This window comes from Halomonas sp. McH1-25, from assembly GCF_022348165.1.
Lineage (GTDB): Bacteria > Pseudomonadota > Gammaproteobacteria > Pseudomonadales > Halomonadaceae > Modicisalibacter.
On the sequence record NZ_JAKRFI010000011.1, the window covers coordinates 1 to 20,829 of the forward strand.

Genomic DNA, 20,829 nt, shown 5'->3' on the forward strand with positions numbered 1-20,829 from the left:
GGGGGGGGGGAGGGGGAGACCGAATCGAACCGGCCGGATTCCAGCACACTTGGCTACGCTCTCTTTCTGGTAATGTTAAAGAAAAGTAACAGGGAGGCACCCATGAATATCCCCCAGGAGCGTCTCGAGCGCGTGTCTCTACTCAGCCCCAAGGGCGTCCGAGGCTGAGCGCTTGATCCTAAGAGAAAGCTCCCCAAAAACCCAAGGGCAGCGATCAACCTTCAGCGAAGACTTGTCCATCTGATACCTCGCCTGAAAAAATGAAAGGAAAAAGGGCTGATGAAGAAAGGCTTATCTCTTATCTGATTACTTTGCTGAAAGGAGTAAGGAACCACCTCTGGTCGCCGAGGCTTGTCCTCGAAACCCAACAGTGGCAGTCGGAGAATGCTCTCGATAAGAATGAAAAGGCTCTGATTGACAAAGCAGTGAAGGAAGCCGTCGAAGCAAGAATACAAGAGAAGCGCCGAGCAAAGGATCTGGCAGAGAAAGCTGCTGCTGAGGCTCGCGCTCACCGGGACAAATATGGCCCGCCAGCAGGCAGTCGAGCACATGGCCGCTCTAAGCGCAGCAGCGGTAGCGTCCATACAGTACAGGGCGGGGCACCCGGCCTCGGTAAGTGTCGCTAAATATCACACCTGGCTATCCCGCGATTCCGTTTCAATCGGAGAATAAAAAGAGGCCCGCCACAAACGTAGCGGGCCAAGCTGGCGCGAACGCCAGCAACCAAGGAAACCAGAAACCGTAAGGCGGGCATGACCACCCCCTAGATCGAAATAGGCATCTTCGCTCAGAATGCTTGTCACTTCCCGGCCAGCGGGCCACTAGTCTGAGCATCGCCCTGCTCCGGTGCGGCTACGCCTGTGCGCTCCAAGCTGAACCCGAGTGCCAGCAGGGCATCGACCAGAGGTCAAAGCATACGTAGGTCATCAGCAATAAGGGAGAGCCGATAGGCGTCTGTCTGCCTGCCCTGAACAGTCCCTCACCTGTCGCTGAGCGGCCTCTCGCTCAGCTTCCACACAGCAAGCCGCTATTCACGATATCGGCCAGCCGAGACGGTCCAATACCGCGAATTGAATCCAGAGCATCCACAGATACCCAGGGGCGACCGGCCTCGATGTCGCTGGCGCGTGCCTCGCCAATGTGCGGCAAACGCTCGAGCACCTCTTTTGGGCTTCGGTTGAGGTCGACGCACTCGTATACGGGATCATTGGCCGCCACCTGAGTAGAGGTGATTCTGGTTGCCTGCGCGGGTACGAGAGCCAAGGTTACCCCGTTGAGGCCGACATAGACCGGAGCATGGTCGCTGACTGTATCGCGCGCGACTTCATGGGTAATGCCGAGCAGTTGAGGGAAGCGAAGGATGCCCCGATCGCTGATATCGAGGGCGTCCGCCTCATACCAGAGGTTGTCGTAGAGATTGGCGTACTTGCCATCGTGAGAGCTTAGCGTGCTGGCGCCCTGCTGGATGGCGGGCACCGCGCCCCGGCGACGCAGCGCGGCCCAGGCCGGCTCGCTCGGCTCGGCATTGAAGTCGCCGGCAATCATTCGGGGCATGCCGGGATAGACTTCGGCCATCCAGTCCCAGATTCCCGTCAATGCGTGGATCTCGGGTTCACGGTCCTGCATGCTGTCACCATACAAAATATGGATATTGGCCAGCGCCAGCTCCTGCCCTGTCGCCTTGCTTCGAAATGCGGCAAGCAGCGGCTCACGGGAGAACACATCCCGGCTGTCGAGGTACACCACGGCGCCCCCGGCGTACTCAACGACGGAATCCCGCCAGGCCATTGCATACATCTCTTGGTAAGTTCCTCGGCCAACCGCATGACTGGCGATGTAGCGCCAATCCTCCCCGCTGCTGCGCTCCATGTGCTTGATGAGCATCTCCAGACCTTCTACGGACATCACCTCCTGGAACGCGACAAGATCGAACTGACTGGCAACAGCCGCCAGCTGGTCGTAGCGCTTATCATTCGACCAGCCGAGGTGAAGCACATTAAAGCTGCCGACGGTCAAGCCGGCCATGGAGAGCGATGGCAGCATGACCAGAGACACGAGCCAGGCTGCAGCGATTCGTTTGAGCATGTGAGCTTCCTTAAATATTACCATAATTACGATAATTATCGCAATTAAGTAATGATGGTGCTATATGAATTCGGTTTCATCAGCTCTGTGAGCTTTTCTTGTCTGACGGCAAGTCGTTCCAGACTCCAGGCAATTCCGCCAGTGTGAACTCCCGATCGAGCGCAAGATCACCAGGAATACGAAAATCTCGTCATTTCTAAGGGCTCGGAAGGCGCCCCATTGACATGCAAGAATCTTTCAAGACTGCAGATCGCAGGGGGCCAGGCCAGGTATAGAACGGCAACATCCTTTCTACCCAATACCCTCCAGTTTTCGCTGCTCCAATGTCGGGCATATCCCATGCCCGTCGTTTTGCGGCAGGTCTCCACGCAATCATCAGACAACTCCGCCCCATTCCAGCGCATTCAGCACGCGACGAACCTGGTTGGCGCCAAGCTCGGTACCGCAGAGCATAATCGGCGAGTCATTGCCTAGTGCAGGGTGCTTGCGACGCATCCAGTCGATAGCTGCTTCACGATCAGCAAACACCTCATCAGCAAGATGTGTTACCTCGGCGATACGATCCAGCTTTTCAGATGTTGTAGCATCCAGTGGCTTGCCACTGCGCTTACGGCGAACAATCGTCGAGCCTGAAATACCCAACAGGATCTCCAAGCCCTTCTGGTTAAGTTGAAAGGCCTCTCTGAGCATTTGGGTAACCTCCGGCTCTAGGCCAGCTTGAATCCGGGTGAGCCGGACGGCATCTGTCTGTTCAGACTGGTCCTCAGCAAATATCCAGAAGCGCTTGGTGGCGCTTTCTTGGCGGGCACCTACCTGGAAGACCCTAGTCTTCCTTCTAGGCCGCGTTAGGGGCTTAGCGGGCTTCGGAACCGTATCAACCGTATCGGCCATGACAATTCTCCATTTGACCTTACGTTTTGCTCACTTGAGGATAACAGGTCATTGCATAGGGAGAATCTGCCCCAATTAGCCTGAGTGGTACCTCTCCCTGGCTTATAAAGAAAACGGGCTCGATGGAGCCCGCCAGCCATATAATCCGAATACCATTCTCAGCCAATCGACCACACATACACATTCTCAAACGGCATGTCCTCATTATTAAGTAACTGCCACGACAGCTCCGCAAAGCCAAGCGCTACGTAGAAACGGAAAGCCTGCTGATTTTTCCAGCGAGAGTTCACCTTTCCGCTCAGAGGCGTGAGCGATCAACTGGCGCCTGATACTTTGTCCCTGCCGGTCCGGAGCAACAAAAAGGCCGCCGACAAACTTGTGCAGCATGGCCCTGCCAAGCATTCAGCATCTAATTGATTCCCTTAGTGATCTCTACCTATATATCTCTCCATTCTTGGACTATCCGGACCACACGCCTGTTGATAATACGGTGCTTTTACTACCTTATGATGCAAGAGGTATAATTAGTGATCGGGAAATAATGGCGATGTTCACGTATGAGCTTACCCCGTTCCTTGCATTGCTGTATCGGCTATGCTGGTAGTGGACTGTGCTCGACCTCGAAAGCGGACTGCCGTTTTCGCAACATGTCGCTGGCCTTAACGCTATCCAGGAGGCAGCCATGAATAAGATCCGTATGTACCCGGGTGAAGCCACCATTGTGGGCACTTCCAGCTCCTCAATGACGGCAACCGTTCACCGTAGCGCTGAAGATGTGCAGTTGGATGAGCATGGCCGCGTGAAGCGCGCATCTGCCAAGGCGTTCTTTGCCGCGGCGAGGCGCTCCGATGAAGAAGCTCGTCAATTTATTAGCCGCCAGCGTGAAGAGCTGCTCAAGCGAAGCTGACCCAACGCATCGAACAAGCCCAGCTCAGCTGGGCTTTCTTTTGCCTGGCTAGTTATTTCCTTGCTGCCCTACCCGGCTCCGACCCGGTCCATAGAAGTATCTTAACAGCTCTATCATGCAACGGTGGCCATCGTTCGGGCCGCCCCTAAGTCCCTCATGATGGAACCCGAAGAGATTGGGGCGCCACAAGTGGCCTGTTAAACTATCCAGACATAGTTTAGGTGTCCTCTTATGGATCATGTGCCGGCCATGCAATGGCTACACGACCTGGACCAATAGGGACGAAGCGAATTTACGCTGCGGGATCTCGCCAAGGTTGTTTCTCGAGGACAGACCAAAACGCTCCAGGAAGGCCTCATCCGGCTTTGCCGGCAGGGCCTGCTCGTGAGAGCTTCCCGGGACATCGATGTGTTTGCCCTATCGCAATCACCCGCCCCCTACCGGCTCGAGTGCATTGCCCGCGCCATGCGCCGTGGCGAATAAACTACTTATCCCTGAAATCCGCGCTGTCAGGGTATGGCGCCACTTCGCAGATCTCTGTAGACGAGCTGACGGTGATGACCACCGGCCGGAAAGGCATCTACCAAACGCCCTATGGCACGATCGAGTTGACCCGCACAAGGCCGTCCGGTGACCGTGCTTATGGAGCATATGAGAGACATTAGCCGCCCTCTGAGGATGGCTACCTCGAAAGCTGCCTGGGCCGACCTCAAGCGGGTTAGGCGCAACACTCACTTTGTCGATGCCGAGGCCTGGCTGAACTGGCTCAAGCTCCGAGTCGTACCCCGACATACCCTCGGGCGAAGGCACTCAGTACATCATAGCAGTGGGGATATTTGTGCATGAGCGGGGCAAACAGGGTGTGGTGAAGCCCTTGCTCGGCAGCGGCCCTTCCTAGAATCTCGGCTTGGGTTGGTAGGCTCCATAGTGGGGCATCGACCAGGTATTGCCGGTAAACTCTTCCTACTTTTTAGCTATTGGTAGCTGATCGCCAATCCTCGGTTCCTTTACCCTCAGCTGCTCCTATCACTGAAGCGCAAGTCCTGGGCCCAGGATCGACGAGCTCAGCTGCCGTTCGATCAATGACTGCAACCTGTATGGCTGGTCGAGCGGCTCATTATTCCAATCGAAACAATCCTCTTCTGTCTCCTCGAGGCTGCCATTAAAATATGGGTCGCCGTCTCTGTTCATGCCTCTCCTTTATTGCCTCGGGTACGCGTTGCTTTTCCACTATGAACGGCTCCGTAGCATGGCGTTGGCTACGCCGGGCCCAAAGCCTTAGATCATACCCGGCTCCCTCCGGGGAGGTGGCCCGAACAGATGCCGGCCACGCAGGCGAAGCGGTGCATCAGATTGGCTTGTCAGGCCTTGCTTTTTTAAGCACTCCTCGCCAAGCAAATAAAAGCCAGCATAGAGCTGGGCAAAGGAAGCGATCGCCATTAATGGCCATTACATAACAATAGAATTATCCAGAAAGCCTGAAAGTGTTACATGGCTGTATTTACGGATAATTCTATAGGTTTGTTTTACGAAGAATCAATCACTTAGGAAGCACCTATACCTATAGAATCGCCTTTTTGCACAAAACCTGTATTTCGAGGAGGCCTTGGGTAGGCACTGTCCTGCACGGAGCCTATCCATGGATGTGAGTTTTCCCCGTTCTTCCGCTGTGCTGATCCTGAAGACATGGATGAATGGCGCGAGGTGGGGATTCGCCTGCCCGTTGCTCGTGCCAATAAGATCATGGTCATCGAAGAGGAGCTATTGCTCGCGTGGCGCGAGCGCAGTTAATCGGCTGCGCCTAGGGCCATCTTTGATCTGGGTGAAATCCATGAGCTTATGAACCGGCAGGCAAAGAAACGACGTTCCCTTGTGTCCGTTCGCTCTTTGTTGTTCCCGCAGTTACAGATGTTGTCCCATGCGGAGGCTCTCTGGCGCGACCGGGCGACGCAGTTAGGGATGAAGCGTGCCTACATTGCTCGTTGCGCTCACCGCAAGAGATGGACACAAAGTGAATGCGAGCGCCTGGGGATTTTTCAGGAGAACAAGTAGACGGACAAGGACTAGATCTCTGTGCCTACCGTTATCTTGGGCCGCGAGAGCCGGATCATCAGGTTCCCCAACGATCACGCATGGGCGGAAGATTCAGCCACATAGCCCCTCCGTAGTCGATTGCCAGCATCATCTCTGGGCTGTACTAGAGCGCCTTGCGATCCGCTTCGAGCCGAGACTGTTGGTTGGCCGGCTGGCGCGTGGAATGGCTCATGGGGAAACTCCGATTCGTGATGGCTTACCCCAGATAAACGCCGCCTTCTCAGAAACGGGTAATGCATTTTTTCGTTCTTCTGAGCGAGCCGTTTTATGCGCAAAATGGCGCATGGCAACCAGGAGTTAAACAAGGATCTCGAATGCACGCAGGTATCGACTTCGGCACATCCAACTGCCTCATCAGTACGTCACGTGACGGAGAGGTCCAGCCGCTCCCCCTCACTGGCCAAACGGCCGAAATGCCCTCGGCGCTCTACGTTCTGAAGGCTGCCGTCGCGGCCCAGAGCATCGAGGACCCGCGCAACTTAGAAATGCTGGCTAGGCGCATCGGTCGGGCCAAGGTTGAGCAAACCACCGCCGTGGCGCAGGCCAAGGAAGAATACGCGCGCTGGATGCGGCGCTATGGCGATGACGACAGCAACAAGCAGCACAAGCCGACGTCGTGGAAGGAGTTCATGACGACGCGGATCATGACAGATACCGAGATCGAGTCACGGATACGCACGGTCATGCAACGCGAGCTGCTGGCGCAAGCCGGGGAAACCTACGCGCAGCAGGGCATGGCCAAAGCGCTGTCTGCCGGCGACGAAACGACCTATGGTACGGAGGCCACCGAGCAGAGCCTGGTGCAGAGTGACGACGGTTTCTATATCAAGTCGCCCAAGTCATTTCTCGGCGCGAGGCTCCCGCACGCGCGCCTTGAGGTCTTCAAGGAGGTCTGCTCCCGTATGCTCGGGCATATCCGGACAACGGCAGAACAGCACACCCAAGAGCCGATCGAGTCGGTGGTGATCGGGCGTCCCGTCAACTTTCATGGGAAACGCGGCGAAGAGGGTAATCGCCAGGCCGTAGGGATTCTTGAAGCCGCGGCGAAGAAAGCCGGCTACAAGGATGTGGAATTCATGCTGGAACCCGTGGCTGCCGCCATCGACTTCGAGAGGACCCTGCTCGAGGATCACACGGTCCTTGTCGTTGACCTTGGGGGTGGCACGACCGACTGCACGGTATTGAAGCTAGGCCCCAGCTACCGTCAGACCAATGGTCGGTCGCGTGTCGTGCTGGCGCATACCGGCGATCGTATCGGTGGGCTGGACCTCGATATCCAGTTGGCCTTCGATGGATTCATGCCTGCCTTCGGCAAAGGCACCTCCGATCGCAGCGGACTGCCTGTGGCTAACCACCTCTTTTGGGATGCCTGCGCCGTCAACGACCTGCCCGCCCAGGATGCCTTCCTCCGTGCGGACCTTCGCTATATCCATTCCCGCGCGGCCGAGCCAGGGAAGCTGAGCAAGCTGCTGGCGCTTCAGCAAAGCAAGGCGATGCTGTGGCTCAGCTTGAGTGCCGAGGAAGCCAAGATTGCCTTGTCGGAAGCGGAAGCTCATGTCGTGAAACTGTCTTACATCTCGCCTGGCTTCTCGATCGAGACGTACCGTGAGGCCTATGAAGCCGCTATCGAGCGCCAGTTGGCTACCTTCTCCAGGCTGGCGCACGAGGCTGTGCTTCAGGCCGGCACCCAGCCCTCCCTGGTCTACGTCACAGGGGGAACCGCCAAGTCACCGATCATTCGCCGATCACTGCAGACTGCCCTGGGCAAGGACACGGAGATCATCTCGGGCAATCTCTTCTCCGGCGTCGTATCCGGTCTGGCCGTGCACTCCGAAGCGATCTATCGGCCAACTCCCGTAGGGGCCTGATGGCAGCCGGCTTGGATCAAACGCATCAGGACAAAGAAAAGGCCAGGTTCTGTGCATAACAGCAACCTGGACTCGAGGATCGCTTGACGCCGACGCCGGCGTTGCGAAGCCGTTCATGCTATTTCAAGCGGCTGTGCCTTCTGAATGCGCTCTAACCTCTTGGCGTCGTGGGTGGCTTCCCAAATTTCGTGCTTCTGCTGAAGGTTTAGCCAGAACTGGGCTGTGTTCCCAAACACGCGCCCCAGCATGATGGCGGTATCTGCAGTGACGGCGCGCCTACCCCGGCAGATCTCGTTTACCAGCCGTGGCTTCACGCCCATTTTTTCAGCGAGCCGGGTTTGAGTGAGGTCGAGCGGCTCAAGGAATTCGTGGGTCAGGATATCGCCTACTGTGGAAGCCTTGCGCTGGGTTTGAACCATAACAATCACCTGTAAGTATTTGAACCCAAGAGAAGATTGAGTAACCTCTCGCCATTTAGCCAAGTTTAACCGATGCTGCCTATTCATACGAGTCGAACACTTGTTTGGTGGTTGCCGCTCAAGTACTTAAAGCGATTAGCAAGCGAGGTTATCAGGACTGCCCACTGATGGCGGCTTCCATGATGTTCAGCTTACACAATAGAGCGGATATAATGATGTTTGGCATGGCGGCCTGGCCTGCCCCGTTTGCGACGCATTAATAATACAGTATATTGTCTATATTACTCCTTTGAAATACATAATAGAAATCTTCCCTCATTACTCGTATTGTACTGCTATGGTTCCATGCTGCTCCAGCCCGCCCCAGTACTGGCTGAATTCTCAAAATTCTTGATAAATTGGCTGTATTCTCCCTCTTGATTTTTTACCATTCCTAGCAGGCTATCTAGCTGCTCTAGCGAAACCAATTCCTCTAGGCCATCAACAACCAGCAATTGAATCCATTGCTTTTCTAGATATATTATCTGATTAAAATTATCGTTCGCCGAATCAAGAAGGCGCCCCCAAAGTATCAACCGCTCTTCTATAAACTCTTCCCTCTCCTTCGAGAATCGCATTTCCAATCGTATTTCCCGCTCCTGGTATTCTTTCTTAAGGCTTTCGATATATTCTTTATATTCTCTTTGTATTTCAGTTTTGATTACAGCAATATCCGATAAGTTTACTTCCTGCGTATCGTATGATGTTCTGTTTTCCAAAGAATCCTTCTCCTGTACGGCAATAACCGTGATCTACGAGGCTTCCTATCGTTAAAGGGCTTTGCTCGATCCGTGTAATAACGGGATCCCACGTCAGCGAAGAACCTTTTCTGCAGGCCATGATAAAAAGACTTCCTCGCTGAACAAACATCAGCCAAATTCCAGTTGCGTATCCTCCTATCGTTATCGAAAGGGGTGAACCATAAATGCAGGTGCAGGTGTTTTTCGTCCAAATGATGCAGCCGGAAATGCAGCATCATTTCATGTGGCAGCAGGAAATCCTTTACTCACTGGGTCGTCTCCTCGGAAAAAACCTTGAACCTTTCAGCTGAATATTCCTCCATGGTTTCGGGGTGACTGATAATACAAGCTCCGATAGCTAAAGAGTTAGAGGCAACTGCTCGAGTATATTTACTGCCACCCCTTGCGCCCTCAACTTGGTTTCGAGCTTCAGACATTTGCTCATTAATCCAATCGCCGAGCTTGGCAGCCTCTGATATAGGAGAGTCGACGCGGTAAACCTCAATGTGGGGCGATCCGGGTAAATGTGAGATGTGCCCAGGCATACGCAAGCCCTCCGCCAGAATGGCGCTGAGTGTGCCGCGCTTGTGCCGGGGGCCGCGGGGGTATCCCTGGAACCGTAGAAACTGGAAGCCGTCGCGTCGTGATGCCATGGGTGTGTCCTAGATGTGCTGGGTTCACCCCTACACAAGCGATGCGATCCTCGGGATGGGTACCTCATTGGAAAGGTCATTCTCAATGGAGCTCATCCCCACTCGAGGTCATCCCTGATACAGAATAGGGTGAGCTCTACGGGGGAGCTATGTGCGGGATGAGCTAAGGCGTGCTAAAGAGCAAACTACAGCGCTGCAGCAGGATTGGATCTGGTCGCAGGGTGAGCGACGTTGGCATTCAGAAATGGAGCCATATCGGTGAATGATCTGCTCTGGAATGGCTCTTGTGAGGCTTAGTCAGCAGCCTGTGTGTCGGGGAAAGGCATCATAGGCATGCTTAACGAGGTGGATAAGGCTTCCCTAAGGCTTCCCTGGCGCTGTCCAAGCTTTCCCGCTCCCCTTTACACTGCTATAAGGCCTACCTGGCACTTCCCTAAGGCTTCACTGACACTTACCTAGGGATTCCCTGGCACTTCCCTGAGTTATCTCTGACATGGCTAAGTAAAGGTTAAGCCTAATGCAAGTGAATGGAATACCTAGCAGAAGGGGAGATAGCCAGATTAACATGCCCAAATTGGCTGTCAGCTGCAGGCTACCAGAGCGGGTCATTAACGTGCTGAACTGCCATGAGTCGGCACTGCATTAGAACTGGATCGGAACTAGATTGGAATTGGATCGGAAACTGGTACTGAAATGGCACTGGGTTAGCACTTGATATTGGTTTGGCACTGTCGGTAGGATGAGCAGGTCATGAATTTGAATGTTAACTTGGTAAAATACCAAACCCAAATACAGGGATACCAAGCTATTCCCTCAGTCTGGGCGGGAGACTGTACTTAGTGGTCTAAGGACACCAACTATGCTGGTGTATTTGCACGCTAGACTGATGAATTTATTCAGCATGTCGGAAACCGATATCGTGCTGTCAGAGTTATATAGAAAGACCCAAGTTCCCTCCGCCCTCACCACTTTTTAGCTTTGGATCGCTCTTGGCTCTCTAGACGTTTTTTCTCAGCCTCATAGCGCTCCATAACCAGGCGCTCCTTAACGTGGCCAGCCTTGATTTCCTGAATTAGTTCTCTACTTCCATATAAAGAAAGCTCAATATCTTCGACACGATTGCGCCAGCCACGAATTTTTCTTTCTTCTATGCGTGACAGAGTACCATGTGTTTTAAGAGCTTTAGCAACATTTATAAACTTTCTTATTCCATCACTTCTACGGCTGTAGTTAAGCTCCCCACAATGGCGAACGAAATCTTGGTACGTTATGCGGTAAGGATGCTCCTCAGAAAGGTTCCTGGCTTGAGTCAACACCATTTTGCTTAAATTCAAAGCAGCCTTACTATTTGTGCACATCAGGCGTTCAATATTATATTGACGATAGTTCCTACTGCTGATAGCCATAGAAATTAATGGATGAAACCTGGCAGCCCAGCGTGCAGAAGGGTCTGTTTTTTTGTAACCTCGCTCTGCATATGAGTAAAGCTCAGGAAGAATAGGTGCAGAGGCTGACTTAACCCCATTAACGCGTAACTCAAGGTTAGACTTATGAAGGATATTAAGTGCTTGCACTAGCTCAGTATAGCTTCTTGTTTTTTTCTGTGCGCTCATTGCATTTTTTAACCCAGAGAGCGAGAAAGAAACCCCATAGGCTCTCCCTGAGTTCAAGTTCGGATCGTCGAATAGTTTGGCCTCTTCCATCGACATCTGAACAAGGACTAATTCAACGAATTCTTCCGTCAGGCCAGGGTAATGAAATTGGTTTACTAGCTTCCCTTTTACCTTTTTTTGAAGCTGTGCCGGGGTAAGGACCATTTCATATTCATCACCATCGTGAATGAACTTATGGGTAACGATGTCAAGCGGCTCTGAAACGCCTGAAGAAACACCAGCTAAGGCGCTCCCATTATATTTGGGGATATTTTCCCAAGCTGTAAATAGGCTAGATAGTTTTTCCCTATCTGTAACCTTATTAGCGATTACACCCTGAAAATCTTGCAGATCGGAATAACCATCCGCGAAATATTCTTCCTGTGGATTGCGGGGATCTAGCAAGCCTAAATTCAGTTGGCCCACCCCTCCCTTTGGAATCACGGGACGGTTATTACTGTTTGGCTTGGCTTTCTCTACAGGTCTACCTTCGAGTCGCTCCAGCGTCTTCTGGCGGCGCTTCTGCAGTTCAGCTAAATCGACATTCTCAGTACGGTTTCCCATAGAGGCCTCCTCCGGTTCATCGACGAGGATAAGTGAGTGCGGCCCCCTTCGGCTAGGAGGAATCCGTCGCATCTTACATTTTTTAATGTCACTGTAATCATGTGGCAAAAGCCAATGATCGTACGACAAGGCCAGCTCCTGGCCAAGGAGACTATGTACCAGTATTGGCTAGCTTTTAAAGCAGTAGCCTCTCAGACCCTATCGAACGGCTTGCTCACAGCGTAGAGCTTTGGCTGACTTACCGAAGAGTCCCTATGGCGAGTTCTGTTAGACTACGGTGATGGATTCCTTCTAGCTACTGGTTGGATGGCCTGTGTATGCTGGCCTCTCTTGGCCTTCGGTGACAGATTCCTCCTAGCTTTACGGGTTGGATGGCCTGTGTATGCTGGCCTCTCTTGGCCTTCGGTGACAGATTCCTTCTAGCTTTATCGGCGATAGTCTGTATAGCCGAGCTCTTCTAGCCTACGGCGACAAATTCCTCCTAGCTATGCTGGTTGAATAGCCTGTATAGGCTGGCTTCTCCTGGCCTACGGTGACGGATTCCTCCTAGCTGTACTGGTTGGAATGGCCTGTGTAGGCTGATTTCTCCTAGCTACGGTGACAAATTCCTCTTAGCTGGGGTGATTGAGTGGCCTATGTGGGCCGCCCCCTGGCCTACGTTGATAAATTCCTCCGAACTGTGCTGGTTGGATGGCCTGTGTGGGCCGGCCTCCCCTGGCCTACGGTGACGGATTCCTCCTAGCTGTACTGGTTGGAATGGCCTGTGTAGGCTGGCCTGCCCTGGCCTACGGTGACGGATTTCTCGTAGCTGGGGTGATTGAATGGGCTATGTAGGCTGGCCTCTCTTGGCCTTCGGTGACAGATTCCTCCTAGCTGTGCTGGTTGGATGGCCTGTGTGGGCCGGTCTCTCTTGGCCTTCGGTGACGAATTCCTCTTAGCTGTGCTGGTTGGATGGCCTGTGTAGGCCGGCCTCTCCTGGCCTACGGTGACGAATTCCTCCTAGCTGGGTTGGTTGGATGGCCTGTGTGGGCCGGTCTCCCCTGGCCTACGGTGACGGATTCCTCCTAGTTGTGCTGGTTGGATGGCCTGTGTGGGCCGGCCTCTCCTAGCCTACGGTGACAAATTCCTCCTAGTTGTCCTGGCTGGATGACCTATGTGGGCCGGCCTCTCCTGGCCTACGGTGACGGATTCCTCCTAGTTGTGCTGGCTGGATGGCCTATGTGGGCCGGCCTCTCCTGGCCTACGGTGACGAATTCCTCCTAGTTGTGCTGGTTGGATGCCCCTGTGTGGGCCGGCCTATCCTGGCCTACGGTGACGAATTCCTCCTAATTGTGCTGGTTGGATGGCCGTGTGTGGGCTGGCCTCTCCTGGCCTACGGTGACAAATCCTCCTAGCTGTGCTGGTTGGATTGCCTGTGTGGGCTGGCCTCTCCTGGCTTACGGTGACGAATTCCTCTTAGCCGCGTTGGGTAGCCTGTAAATTGCCACGAGTTTCGTAAAATCCTCTAGGCCTCTCCATGGATGCGGCGACGGATTCCTCTTAGCTGGGGCTGCCTCCGGTTTCCCTGTAGCAGGATCAGTGGCAACTCCCTCTTACTGGCTGAGGTGTTTCAGTTGGAAGTGATCGGGTCTTTACCTTGCCTCCTAGCTAGGAGGAATTCGGCGCATCAGCTAGTAGGTATCCATCGTTTTCTAAGTTTTATGAACGTTTTGCCGCTTCTAGCATGTTTGTAAAGAGACTCTAGCTAAGAGGTATATGTCACCAAGTTCGTCTAGCTAAGAGGTATCCGACGCACCGAAGCCAAACTACTCAGAGGTTTTTGACGTCAATCTCCTAGGTATTCGTCACGCATCTGTCCTTAGTAAGACATACTAGGAGGAATCTGACACACTCACTTAGAGGTAACCAGCACGTCAGCTAGTAGGTAAACGTCACCATAGCAAGAAGGTTTCAGTCACATATATTGGCCAGAACAGGCTCTACTACGCGGTTTCCTCCTCCTCTCCTTTTGTTCTTTCATCCTTTTATTCTTTTCTTTAATTCTTGTGCAGAGAGTACCTAGCTGTGTGGTCCCGAAGAGTAATGGTCTATCCTACCAGCCATTGTCGGAGGATGATCCATGGCTCAGATTCTTCATCAACGCACCACGACCACGCACGCCATCCGAGCAGAAATACAGCGATCGACAGATTCGGTCGCGACGTTGAGCCGGCGCTACGGCATCAATCCAAAAACTGTGCGCAAGTGGCGCAGTCGGGATAGCGTCGAGGATACCCGCATGGGCCCCAAGGCGGCTCGCTCCACGTCGCTGACGCCCATTGAGGAAGCCGCAGCGCAGCTGTTACCTTCCGGCAAAAGACCCTGCTGCCTCTCGATGACTGCCTTCATGCGCTTCAGCGAGAGATCCCTTCGCTTACCCGATCGAGCCTACACCGCCTTTATCAGCGGCACGGCATCAGTCAGCTACCCAGGGCTGGCGACCAGAAGCGTGAGAAGAAACCGTTCAAGCGTTACCCGATGGGCTACCTGCACATCGATATCAGCGAAATCCGTACCGGCGAGGGCAAGGCCTACCTGTTTGTCGCTGTGGATCGGACCTCCAAGTTCGTCCATGCGCAGCTATACCGGAAGATGACGAGGCAGATCGCTGCTGACTTCCTCGAAGACACACTGCAGGCCCTGCCTTACCGCGCCCATACGGTGTTGACGGATAACGGGGTACAGTTCGCGAAGAAGGCCGGGACAGAAGCCTACAAGCCGCATATCTTCGATGTCGTCTGTTACCGTCACGGCATTGAGCATCGCCTGACGAAGCCCTTCCACCCCTGGACCAACGGACAGGTGGAACGAATGAACCGCACCATCAAGGAGGCAACGACCCGGGCGTTCCATTACACCTCGCTGGATCAGCTCCAGTCCCATCTGGATGATTACCTATGGGCCTATAACAGTGCCCGGCCACTCAGGGCGCTCAAGGGCAAAACACCGATAGGATTTATCCTTGAGCAATGGCAGAAAGAGCCCGAGAGATTTTATGACGACCCGAACCATTACTTTGTGGGACCAAACACTTAGCAGCTAACGAGGTAGTAATCGGAGGTATCACTACGCACTTACCACGAAGAATCATCATCGAAGGCCTTATCAGGCAAACACTTCGGCAGTGCCAATGTCATCCATCTTGGTAACGCAGGATACCCACACCAACCAAAGTGTGCAGGGAATGAGGGGTGAGCCAAAGGTTCACTTGCATGAGTCATTGTCGATGCTTAATATGGCTATTCGTACAGCACTAATTTGAGTGCTCCGCCCCATCATGATGAAGCAACAGCTTGGCCTGAAAGCATCACCACGACCCGAAGACTGCGCAGCCCTACCAGCTTGTCAGGGCGCTCGGCTTTGTTACGATCACTTCCTTGAAGTGCGTACCAATGCCTAGTACGAGAAGGAACAGTGAGTCGGGTACAACGACACCTCGAAGCAGCTAAAAACAACCGGAGGCACTGAGGTTTCAGGAGGTGTCGAACTTCTGCTTGCAGCAATCGCTTCAGAACCTAGATACTGCCTTTAAAAAATTCATTCAGGGTCAAGCCAGGTATCCGACTTTAACAAGAAGCATGCTCATCGGTTCGCTACACAACCAATGGCTTTTCGTATCACAGTGGAAAAATCAAGCTAGCCAAGCACAATGAACCACTAAATATTCACTGGAGTTGTAGCTTCCCCAGCATGTCCTCCAGTGTCACAGTGAGCAAGATCAGCGCAGATCGCTATCGCGTTTCCTTATCTTGCTGATGGAAGATGTGGCGGCATTGCCGTTCAACAAGCAAGGAGGAGGTATCGACCTGGGGCTGACTCATGAGGTTATCTCCAGCAGCAGCAAAGCGTCAATCGAGCCAGGGCCAAGCGGAAAGTCGCGTGCGTACATGCCAAGAGCGCCGACCAGCGTCTGGATTTATCCACAAGCTGACCAAGCAGCTCATTCACGAGAACCAAGTCGTCGCTGCGGAGAGTCTTCAATTAGAAAACCTGCTCAAGAACCGCTCGCTGGCGAAAGCCATCAGCAATGTGGGCTGGCATCAGTTCACGGAGATACCAGCATACAAAGCGCAGTGGTACAGGCATTCTTTTGTCCAGCTCGACAGACTCTACCTGTCAAGCAAGCGGTGCCACGCCTGCGGTCACTCCTCGGACATCATGCCGCTATCAGTTGTCAATGGGACTGCCCAGCCTGCGGTGCCAGTCACGACCGGGACATGAACGCAGCGGAGAATATTCTCAAGGCAGGCAAGACAGTTCTCGCCGACGCCGTAAGCTGCGAGAGCATGAGAAAATACCGCGAAGCATGCAGGAGGCTAAGCTGGACTACGGAGCGTAACGGTGAGATTCGGGCAATATCGCTTTGTGCAGCGCCATGGCGAACCAGCTCAACGAGAAGCCCATCAGCCGCCGTACCTTGCTAGGCTGTCTCGTCATCGCCGAGAAGTGCATCTGCGATAGTGTTTAGCACAGCCCCACTCAGTGTCGGCCTTGAATGGACTCCTTGGTGACGTTCTTCACCGCACCCATTGTTCAAGTTTATAACTATGATACCGCGGTTCTATAGACTCGAATCCAGCGGTGCGTAATGCTGGGCACACTAGAGGTTCTCACCGGCGATGACGGTGCAGCCGAAGGCCTCCTCGGGAGTGCATATTTCACCAATGCCCGGGTGCGCTTAACAATTGTGACAGCGACAACTCCCTTGAGCAGGGTCGGCTTGCAGGTGCTGGGCGGCCCGTTTACCGCCTGCAAGCCAGTGTCTCCTGCAGTTGACGAAAAGTCTGATTGACCCCTATCTGCTGGCTGAGCAATAGAGAAAAGCGACTTTGCCGGGCCAGCCGCGGCGAGGATATAAGCCGGGATTTGGGCAGCACCTAGGCTGCACTGAGACCGCGTCGCAGATCGGTTCGCTCAGGGTGCGCTTGACCCAGATAGATGACCAGTGCTCCCCCCCTGCCCCGCCTTTACGGTATGCTTCATCAGAGAACATCGCCCGCTGAATAACTGTTGAGCATCCCAGCGCCACAGTCAGCTTTCGCTTAGCGTCTCGCCCTGCTCAGCAGTGCCCTTGGCAGCCTCCCGGCCAGTCAGCTTAAAAACGCCACAATCTGGCAATGGAAAGATGTAGTGGATGAACCGTGCCATCAAGGAGTCAACAACACAGGCGTTTCATGACGTCTCGCTGGGTCAGATCCATTTTCACATGAATGATTATTTAACCAGCTAACCGTTAGCGCATCCTAGGGTTGGAATACAAATGTAAGAGCAAGGGGTCCTCAGCTTTCGGTGAATAAAAACAGAATGAAGTGTTTCGCATGCGGAACATTTCAGACTAACGACAAAGCCTGGCCGAAGGGTCAGGCTTTGTCATCATCTAGGTATGCTAAAGATCTCGATCCAACTTAACATGAGTCGCAGTGACTTCAGATGGCAGCACTGGATCCCGCCTCCTGTTCAAGACGCTATTTATTGCTTACCTGTTAGGTATTCGCAGTGAGCGTCAGCTGGTACGTGAACTCCAAGCGAAACAGCCTATCGCTAGACCAGGGCAAGCGCTGATCAACTAGATGAAACTGCTTCGAACTTAACCCATAACCAGTGCTGGCGATTCAGTGACAGCAACATCGAGGAGTGGCTAATCCACTATAATTTGACATTCTCTCCTTCCTTCGCGCTACAGGAAGAGAATTTCCTAGCGGGTGATCATCGGTTGCCTGTTGGTCTAATTCCTGGTGCTGGCGGCCTCACTGCATAATTCACTTCACAGGCAATTCGGTCGTCGTCCCGCCCTGAGCATGTCTTACTGGTTCGAGGCTTAGAGACGGCCAGGGTCCCGGTATACAATGTTAATCGCTGTAATCACGCCCGCGTTCTCTGCGTAACCTCAATGCGTGCACAGGAAGCTTGCCTGCGTCCTGCGATTCTCCGCTGACTAGAAGAGCCGGGCAGGTCTGGCTCACGTTCTGCGGTGACAGCGCACGAATAGCCCACCCGACTACCGCATCTTGGACTCAAGCTGGTGGCGAATCTCGTGCCATCTCAGATCCAGTATCAATGGCTTCAGCCCCGATTTCTGCCAGACGATACGTCCCGGTGCCGGCAGCTTGCCAGAGCGGACTTTGATAGGTTGGCGACGTGAAGGTCTTCGACGGCTATCATGGCGTTGTAATCGCTGACACTCGTCGTGGCCTTATACTGGCAGTCGCGTTGCACATCGGCGATCTGCAGGTGGTTTCGAGTTATCCTGCGCTGGGCAGTGGCCAAGCGACCTTGAATAGTGGTGAAGCTACATATATTTTCGAAAATATCTACCGCTCAGCGTTATGCTCTTGGTGATACCCATGTCGTTGCCAGCAGTGCCCGATCGGGAAGCCGCGCAGGCTCAATCACGACTGCGCACATGAGAGCTACGGGCCAGTTTTCACAAGCGTCGAGTGGAACGGTGGCGTTTCGCGTTTCTCCTTCGATGGCCCGCGACTGTCGCATGGCACACCATTATTGTCATGCATATTTCGTCAGCCGCGTGCACTACAACGTGCCCTACCTTGGCGAGTCAAGGTCTCTAAGACTGGCTGTTTCGACTTAGATAACACAGCTGTTTGGTTAGATACGCGACAATTTTGTCTGCAATTTGCCAAGATTGAGGAGAATACCAACTTTGCAGCATAATCGGCTACTTCTATATCAGCATACCGAAAGGCATAATGCCCAAACGCATCTTCTGTCGCCGACCAGGACGGTTACCACTCCCCCGAAGGCCAGGCGCTACGGCGCGTAACAACCAACCGTGAACGTTACCATCATTACCAGTCAGCCCAGGCCTAGGGCAGTACTTGTCCTAGGCATAACGTCTGAAAACGCAACCTGTGCTACCGCAAGACAATGCCTTGCCACATATTGCCCAAAATAGCGGTCAGGCAGCCACCTGATGACACCGTCAGGCATACGCACTTACCAGAGCCGCAAGGAGACGGTGGAACGCAGCTTTATGCATGCAGAGCAACCTTACGGGTATCGCTTTGTACGAATGTGAGGGAGCAGGGATGCGAGAATAGGCGGTGCTCTGTGTGACTCTGTACCTGAAAGAACGACACTGGCGCCTCAAGGAAAGGCCGATAATAGAAAATTCTTGTCTCTAATCACCTGGCAGAAGGTCATTTCCGTCTGAGTACAGCATTCTAGCCATTTGCATCAAGGCTGAGCACCAAATCCTTATCGGTTAGCGTATATAGAAACGCCAATCCTGTAGATGTGCGGCACTTCAGCAACCAAAAAGCTGTTTCGCATGCGGAACATTTTGTTCAGGTGCTTTGCTATGGTTGCCCGTAGAGTTTCCGCACCTCGGTCGGTGTAGGCACTCTACGGTTTGGAGTTGGTTATCCAAGCTATACTGGCAGGCCTGAGCGATTTGCAGGTATGTTCTCGAAACCCCAGGGATGTAAAAAGTCCACGCTGCGGTTTGGATAGTGAAGCTGCCTGTCATGTGCTCGGCTATACGGCCTTCATGGATGCCAGTCTTCTTGTCACTGGGTATCTCGGCCCTGCCATATCACCGGTATGGAAACCTCTAACCAGCTTCTGACATATGAGATAGCTGCGTGGGAAGCCATATTAGTTGAGTCGGGCTCGCCGATAGCTGCTTCGGCCAATCGCCTTGATGTGTGGGGCGATGCCAATCGGTGGCGGCTTCAACCTGGCCAACGCAGGCGGCAATCAGGACATGCCTATTGGGGATGCACATACCGCAATGGTTAAACTTGTTTTGCCTGACCGAGGCGACTTCCACGGGCAGACGTATCTTCTCAAATGCACGATACAAGGGCCCTGCGAGCAACTTTGCCAGCAGCAGCGTCACGCAGAGGATGAAGGCATTCACGCTCGATAATTGCCAGCTGGTGATGGTGCTTCTTCAGGCGACGAGACGTCTTTAAAAATTGCTTCAGTGTTTTGCGCGTGTTCTTTCGTTGATGCAGCCGTGGCAGGTCAGGGTCCGGTTGCTGATGCGGTCGGAGCCGCCTGTCGCTCGGGATATGATGTGGTCGATCCCCAGCGGCGACTCCTTCGTTCCCCAGTAGGCACACAGGCAGTCCCATCCTTCCAGCAGGTATTCACGCACCCCCAGCCCATTAAGGTGTTTATCTGATACTTGATCCTTCTGATCTCAATATTCTGCATCTGCTACATGTGAAGTACACGAGTTCCTGACTGATCTCCGTGATCGATGCTAGCTTGCAAAGCCGTGTGACCCAACTCATGACGGTATCAAGCCGATGTTGCAGTCTGGGGGCGAGCCAGCCCTCGGGTCGTGTGGGGTTGTTGAACGCGGCTGCCGATAGCGCAGGTTCATGCTGCGCCGACGGCGCCGAATCCGGCACGTTGTTGCAACGCTTCACGTATCTGAAAGCCGCGATGGATCAGCTCGAACAGGCTACTGACATATTGTATCTTGCCTTTCTTACGGACCAGGCCCTACCGCTCCCCGACTGCCGAGATCAAACTTTAAGGCGAATCGTCTGGAGATCACCGCCAGTTCGATACTTCAGGAGGATCGTGAGCAGGTGGTGACATACCACCACGGCACGATCTCGCATCAGCAGCAGTCATGCTCGCTTCTCGCACACGGCACCAGGGGCCGTTGTTTGTCCACAACGATAACCGGCATGCGGTTTCCTCCCCTTGTTAATGCTCTTACGGTTTTGTAGACGCAGGCCATTTAGCCCGTCTTTCCCCTCGGGAAAGCCAGTGACCGGCTCTTGCGAGATGCAGCGATATAAACCTTCGGCGCTTTACTTTTCGCCAACGTGATTCGAAGCTTCCAAAGTCCACCGCTGAGGAAGCCCGGTGGAGCGGGGCTTGGCGACCTGCCACTACCATA

7 protein-coding genes and 2 pseudogenes are annotated in these 20,829 nt (G+C 53.6%); 4 read left to right on the forward strand and 5 right to left on the reverse strand.

Going from position 1 to position 20,829, the window contains the following annotated elements; all coding sequences use genetic code 11:
* Positions 1-1,005: 1,005 nt before the first annotated feature.
* Both MHM84_RS20070 and MHM84_RS20075 read right to left on the reverse strand, forming a co-directional pair.
* Positions 1,006-2,085 (reverse strand): endonuclease/exonuclease/phosphatase family protein, encoded by a 1,080-nt coding sequence (locus MHM84_RS20070; protein WP_239268620.1) that lies wholly within the window; start codon positions 2,083-2,085, stop codon positions 1,006-1,008.
* A gap of 375 nt (positions 2,086-2,460) precedes the next feature.
* Positions 2,461-2,976: an antitoxin Xre/MbcA/ParS toxin-binding domain-containing protein gene (locus MHM84_RS20075; RefSeq protein WP_239268622.1), complete on the reverse strand. Its 516-nt coding sequence runs from the start codon at positions 2,974-2,976 to the stop codon at positions 2,461-2,463.
* Between the two features lie 682 nt (positions 2,977-3,658).
* Here MHM84_RS20075 and MHM84_RS20080 point away from each other — a divergent pair.
* Both MHM84_RS20080 and yegD read left to right on the forward strand, forming a co-directional pair.
* Positions 3,659-3,883, forward strand: a complete 225-nt coding sequence (locus MHM84_RS20080; RefSeq protein ID WP_239268624.1) for a hypothetical protein — start codon at positions 3,659-3,661, stop codon at positions 3,881-3,883.
* Positions 3,884-6,291: 2,408 nt separating this feature from the next.
* Positions 6,292-7,845: a molecular chaperone gene (gene yegD, locus MHM84_RS20085; protein WP_239268626.1), complete on the forward strand. Its 1,554-nt coding sequence runs from the start codon at positions 6,292-6,294 to the stop codon at positions 7,843-7,845.
* A gap of 113 nt (positions 7,846-7,958) precedes the next feature.
* Here yegD and MHM84_RS20090 read toward each other — a convergent pair whose 3' ends face one another.
* The 3 genes from MHM84_RS20090 to MHM84_RS20100 form a co-directional block, all read right to left on the reverse strand.
* Positions 7,959-8,264 (reverse strand): HigA family addiction module antitoxin, encoded by a 306-nt coding sequence (locus MHM84_RS20090; RefSeq protein WP_239268628.1) that lies wholly within the window; start codon positions 8,262-8,264, stop codon positions 7,959-7,961.
* Between the two features lie 335 nt (positions 8,265-8,599).
* The gene (locus tag MHM84_RS20095) at positions 8,600-9,022 is read right to left on the reverse strand and encodes a hypothetical protein (RefSeq protein ID WP_239268631.1); all 423 of its coding nucleotides are present in this window, start codon (positions 9,020-9,022) and stop codon (positions 8,600-8,602) included.
* Positions 9,023-10,658: 1,636 nt separating this feature from the next.
* A complete protein-coding gene (locus tag MHM84_RS20100; protein ID WP_239268633.1) occupies positions 10,659-11,912 on the reverse strand; it encodes a hypothetical protein in 1,254 nt (417 codons plus the stop codon).
* Positions 11,913-14,031: 2,119 nt separating this feature from the next.
* Here MHM84_RS20100 and MHM84_RS20105 point away from each other — a divergent pair.
* Positions 14,032-14,987: pseudogene (locus MHM84_RS20105) on the forward strand (IS481 family transposase).
* A gap of 2,414 nt (positions 14,988-17,401) precedes the next feature.
* Positions 17,402-17,493, forward strand: a pseudogene (locus tag MHM84_RS20110) (transposase); the annotation flags it as partial.
* Positions 17,494-20,829 lie beyond the last annotated feature (3,336 nt).